Raw genomic sequence first — 410 nt, 5'->3', positions numbered from 1 at the left:
TAATACTTCACAGCACACCGTCGCCGGTACGCTCTGAGGTATTCAGAAAAAACAGTTAAAACGGTATGGTGGAGCTAAGCGGGATCGAACCGCTGACCTCCTGCGTGCAAGGCAGGCGCTCTCCCAGCTGAGCTATAGCCCCATACAGTTACTGCAGAGACCACTACGTCCAACCGAGTACACTTCGTGAGAAATGCAATTCGTGCTCAGGCAAGGCATGTCTTCGCGAAGCATAGTGAACTATGCGAGCCGGAGACATAACGCAGCGTGAGTGCGAATTTGGTAGGCCTGAGTGGACTTGAACCACCGACCTCACCCTTATCAGGGGTGCGCTCTAACCACCTGAGCTACAAGCCTGTAGAGGTTTTTTCTGCTCGTTACTTTTTATCAGACAATCTGTGTGAGCACTT

At 51.5% G+C, this 410-nt stretch carries 2 tRNA genes; both read right to left on the bottom strand.

The window, feature by feature from the left end:
• Nucleotides 1-66: 66 nt before the first annotated feature.
• Nucleotides 67-142 (bottom strand) — tRNA-Ala (locus tag ACNY69_RS21645).
• 138 nt (nt 143-280) lie between these two features.
• Nucleotides 281-357: transfer RNA gene (locus ACNY69_RS21640), tRNA-Ile, on the bottom strand.
• Nucleotides 358-410 lie beyond the last annotated feature (53 nt).

Source organism: Pantoea graminicola (genome assembly GCF_048452665.1).
In the GTDB taxonomy this organism is placed as follows: Bacteria; Pseudomonadota; Gammaproteobacteria; order Enterobacterales; family Enterobacteriaceae; genus Pantoea.
Note: the sequence above shows the minus strand (reverse complement) of the source record. Positions and strands in the feature narration are given on the sequence as shown.